Origin of the sequence: Streptomyces sp. NPDC006655, assembly GCF_040703965.1 — a bacterium.
Taxonomy (GTDB): Bacteria; Actinomycetota; Actinomycetes; order Streptomycetales; family Streptomycetaceae; genus Streptomyces.
Genome location: NZ_JBEYJU010000154.1, coordinates 1 through 4675 on the forward strand (window position 1 = coordinate 1; position 4675 = coordinate 4675).

3 protein-coding genes are annotated in these 4675 nt (G+C 71.0%); 2 read left to right on the top strand and 1 reads right to left on the bottom strand.

Going from position 1 to position 4675, the window contains the following annotated elements; all coding sequences use genetic code 11:
- The first annotated feature begins 293 nt into the window (after positions 1–293).
- Entirely contained in the window at positions 294–857 is a 564-nt protein-coding gene (locus tag AB0958_RS42060) for a dihydrofolate reductase family protein (RefSeq protein ID WP_366895780.1), read from the top strand.
- A gap of 225 nt (positions 858–1082) precedes the next feature.
- A complete protein-coding gene (locus AB0958_RS42065) occupies positions 1083–4091 on the top strand; it encodes a S53 family peptidase (RefSeq protein WP_366895781.1) in 3009 nt (1002 codons plus the stop codon).
- Positions 4092–4160: 69 nt separating this feature from the next.
- On the opposite strand, the gene AB0958_RS42070 is transcribed toward AB0958_RS42065, so the two are convergent.
- Positions 4161–4675, bottom strand: a 515-nt coding sequence (locus tag AB0958_RS42070) for a beta/gamma crystallin domain-containing protein (RefSeq protein ID WP_366895782.1), incomplete at its 5' end; no start/stop codon positions are given.

A 4675-nucleotide genomic window follows, 5' to 3' on the forward strand; every position in this document is an offset into this window, starting at 1 on the left:
CCGGCCTCCGGCCTCGGCCCCCGGCCTCCGGCCTCGGCCCCCGGCCTCCGGCCTCCGGCCCCCGGCCTCCGGTGCGCCCCGCACCGACGGTCGTTGCCGGGTGGGTGGCGGTTCTCGGGCTGCTGGTGTTGCGGGTTCGGGGTGGTCGGCTGGTGCGTGTGGGTGACTTCGTGGACGGTCACGGTGTCGTCGCGGCCCGGCAGGGGAGTGGCGGCCGAGGAACCGGGCGTCGCGATGAGTTTCGTGGCGCCGGGCGGTCGTACTGTCGAACTCGTCACCCAGGAGGGCCCCTGATGCGCAGCGTGACCTATTCGATGGGCGTCTCGCTCGACGGCTACATCGTCGGACCGGACGGCGGCTTCGACTGGACGGCGCCCGACCCGGACGTCTTCCGCTACTGGATCGACGAGATCCGGGGGGTCGGCGTCCACCTGATGGGGCGGCGGCTGTACGAGACGATGCTCTACTGGGAGACCGCCGACCAGGATCCGTCGCTCGACGCCCCGATGCTGGAGTGGGCCGCGCTCTGGAAGCCGCTCCCCAAGGTGGTGTTCTCCACCACGCTCTCGACGGTGCAGGGCAACGCCCGGCTGGCCGTCGGCAGCGTGGCGGAGGAGATCGAGCGGTTGCGGGCCGAACCGGGCGAGGGCGAGATCGCGATCGGCGGCGCGACCCTCGCCGTCGAGGCGGCGGGCCTGGGCCTGATCGACGAGTACCGAACCATCGTCCACCCGGTGCTGGTCGGCGGCGGCATCCCGTTCTTCCCCCGGGCCGAGCAGCGCGTGGACCTCGAACTCGTCGAGACCCGCACCTTCGACTCAGGGGCCGTCCACCTCCGCCACCGCGTGCTGAGGTAGCGGCGGCACGGTCCCGCCCTGCTGGGCTGCGTAAAGATCCGCTCATGGTTCTCAGGTGAACAGAGACAGAAGCTGTCATGGCCTGATAAAAAATGCGCACACTTCGGTTAAGAGAGACAGCTCCTGCACGCCTCGTGACGTGGACGCGCCTGTCTGCCGAGTGACGCTTCGACCACCGTCACAGCGCATGGATGTGGCGGTGCGTCAGTTCTAGGAGATGTGTGCATGGCCAAGAAGGTCCACGCCGCGCCGGGACGTCCCGGGCGCGCGGCAGTCAAGACCGGCAGACGGGCCAGGGCGATCGTGGCGGCTTCCACCGCTGCCGTCGCCCTCGTCGCTGTCACCGCGACCGCGAGTGCGGCGGTCGCGCAGGGGGGAACGGCCGGATCGCACGCGCCGAGACGAATAGGGCCCGCCCCGCGTGTTCCGGCGGGCGCGACGGTGACCGGCGCGACCGCGCCGGGAACCACGCTGCATCTCAGCGTGAACCTGGCCCCGCGCGACCCGCAGGCGCTGGCGGACTTCGTCACCGCGGTGTCCACGCCGGGGAACGCCCAGTACCACCACTACCTGGCGAAGGGGCAGTTCGCCTCGGTCTTCGGTCCCACGGGGGCCACCATCGCGGCGGTCTCGGGGGCGCTGAAGGCGGCCGGTCTCTCTCCCGGCAAGGTCAGCCCGGACGGCCTGTCCATCCCGGTCACCGCCACCGCCGCGCAGGCGTCCCACGCCTTCGGCACCGGCTTTCACAACGTCCGGCTCAAGGACGGCACCACCGACTACCTCAACACCTCGGCCCCCTCGCTGCCCGCGAACGTGGCGTCCTCGGTGACCGGGATCGTCGGGCTGAGCAGCGTCAACACCGTCAGCAGCCACCACTCCCCGGTGCGGCGGGCGAGCACGCACGCCTCCGCCGCCGTCTCCGGACGCGGTGCGCGCACGGTGGCCCCCCACACGTACACCCCGGCACTCTGCGCCGACTTCACCGGCCAGGGCTGGACCGACGGCACCGACTACTACAGCCCCGGCAAGCTGGCCGGCGCCTACGGGATGACCGCCTCCGCCACCGCCGGCGCGGGGCAGACCGTGGCCGTGTTCGAGCTGGAGAACGTCGACGCCGGCAGCATCGCCGCGTACCAGTCCTGCGTCGGCACCAGCACCTCGGTGTCCACCGTGTACGTGGACACGACGGCGGGCGCCGGCGCACCGGCCACCGACGGATCGGTCGGCGTGGAGTCGGCGCTCGACATCGAGGACCTGATAGGTCTGGTGCCCGGCGCCGCCGTCATCGACTACCAGGGACCGGACGCCGAGTCCGCGACCGACCAGAACGTGCTCGACGTCTACCAGCGGATGGTCACCGACGACCAGGCGCAGGTCATCTCCACCAGTTGGGGTGAGTGCGAGGCGGTCGAGAGCAGCGCGACCGCGAACGCCGAGAACACCGTCTTCGCGGAGGCCGCCGCGCAGGGCCAGAGTGTCGTCGCCGCCTCGGGCGACGACGGCTCCAGCGACTGCTACCGAGCGACCGGCTCCACCGCCAAGGCCGTCGACGACCCCGCGAGCCAGCCCTACGTCACCGGTGTCGGCGGCACCACGATGACCACCTCGGGTGGCACCACGACCCAGACGACGTGGGGCAACGCGTCCGGCGGCACCGGTGGCGGCGTCTCCTCGCGCTGGGCTCCCGTCACGTACCAGGGCGGTGTCGCCACCACCACCAAGCGTGCCGTTCCGGATGTCTCCGCCCTGGCGGACCCGGCCGACGGGTACCCGATCTACTACCAGGACAACAGCCAGTCCTCCAGCCCTGTCCCCGGCATCATCGGCGGCACCAGCGGTGCGGCTCCGACCTGGGCCGCCGCGATCGTCCAGGCCAACGCCGGCACGGCCTGCCAGGCCAACGGCAAGGTCGGGTTCCTCAACAACGCCCTCTACAAGGCCGCACGGAGCAGCTACCCGACCAACTTCTGGGACGTCACCAGCGGCGACAACTCCGTGTACGCCACCGGCTACACGGCGGCGGCCGGCTATGACGAGGTGACCGGTCTCGGCTCGCCCAAGGAGGCCGGCCTGACCACCGCACTGTGCGCGGCCCAGGGCGCGGCCGCCACAGGAGCCGCCACCTTCCACCCGCTCAGCAGCCCCAAGCGCCTGCTGGACACCCGCAACGGCACCGGCTGGGGCCTCAGTTCCATCCCGACCACCAAGCCCCTGGTCGCGGGCGGCACCGCCCCGGTCAAGGTCGAGGGAGCCGGGGGGATCCCCAGCAGCGGCGTGACCGCTGTCGTGCTCAACCTCACGGTCACCGGCACCACCGGCGCGGGTTCGCTGACCGCCTGGGCCGACGGCACCAGCAAGCCGTCGACCAGCAACCTCGACTGGACCGGCGCGAGCCAGACCATCGCCGCCTCGGCGACCGTCAAGGTGGCGGGCGACGGCGTGGTGGACCTCGCCACGAGCAGCACCACCCACCTGATCGCCGACGTCCAGGGCTACTACACCAGCGGCACCACCGGCTCGACGTACACGGCGCTGAACCCGGCCCGGCTGCTCGACACCCGCTCCAAGGTCGGCATCCCCACCACCGGCAAGATCTCCAACGCGGTGATCAGCCTCAAGGTCCGCGGCCACGGGGGCGTGCCCACCGCCGCCACCTCCGTGGTGCTCAACCTGACGGCCACCCAGACCGTCGGCGGAGGTTACCTGGAGGCCTACCCCGAAGGCGCCACCCGCCCGACCGCGTCCAACGTCAACTGGTCGGCGACCGGGACCACCATCCCCAACCTGGTGCTGGTGCCGATCGGCAGTGACGGCAACGTCAGCATCTACGTCCACGGCACCAGCCACGTGATCGCCGACGTGTCCGGCTACTTCTCCACCAGCGGATCGGCCTTCCACACCGTCACCCCGCTGCGGCTGCTGGACACCCGTCAGACGACGGCGCTGGGCGCCGGCAAGACCCTGGCCCTGCAGATCTCAGGGCGCGACGCCATCCCGTCCACCGGCGTCAAGGCGGTCGTGCTGACCGTCACCGTCACCGGCACCACCGGCGGCGGCTACCTCACCGCCTGGGCCGACGGCGGCAGCCGCCCGACGGCCTCCAACCTGAACTGGGCCCAGGGCAGCACGATCGCCAACCAGGTCATCGTGCCCGTCGGCTCCGACGGCAAGGTGGACTTCTACACGAACAGCACCACCCACGTGCTCGCCGACGTGGCCGGTTACGTCGGCTGACGCAGACCGACGACCCGACCGCGATGCCCCGCCGCCCCTTCGGGCGGCGGGGCATCGCCGCGGGGGCGACTAGACCGAGGTGAGTGTGAAGGTGAACTGGTTGCGGCCGTCTCGCGAGTAGCCCAGGTTCTCCGGGACGTTCGAGGCGTCGGCGACGTCGATCGACTTGGTGCTGGAGTTCCAGACGAAGTAGATGGCGCCCACGGCGACGTAAGCGCCTGAATGCTCGTCTCGGACGTAGATGGCGGTGGTGACCGGCGGGCCGTCTTCGGGCATGACGCCGACGAGACCGTACTCCGGGTCGCCGGAGTGGACGATGGTGTCCCCGACGTCGTAGGAGGCGATCTTCAGGCTGTACCGCCTGGCGGGGCCGCCGGTGAGGTCCTGGAGCCGGACCGCGATGGGTAAGGTCGTGCTCTCGACGACCTTGAACCGGGTCAGTCCGCCGATGTCGGAGATGTCAGGCTGATCGACATCCCATTCCCGGTACTTGCCGGTCTGGTTGGCGTGCTGCCAGGCCAGGACCTTGGCCTTCCGGCCGACCCTGACGGATTTGAACCTGTCGTTGAGTCCGCCGGGATACG

What these genes read in the sequence shown, in the direction of transcription:
- AB0958_RS42065 (WP_366895781.1), top strand. Translation starts at nt 1,083, where the DNA reads ATGGCCAAGAAGGTCCACGCCGCGCCGGGACGTCCCGGGCGCGCGGCA.
- AB0958_RS42060 (WP_366895780.1), top strand. Translation starts at nt 294, where the DNA reads ATGCGCAGCGTGACCTATTCGATGGGCGTCTCGCTCGACGGCTACATC.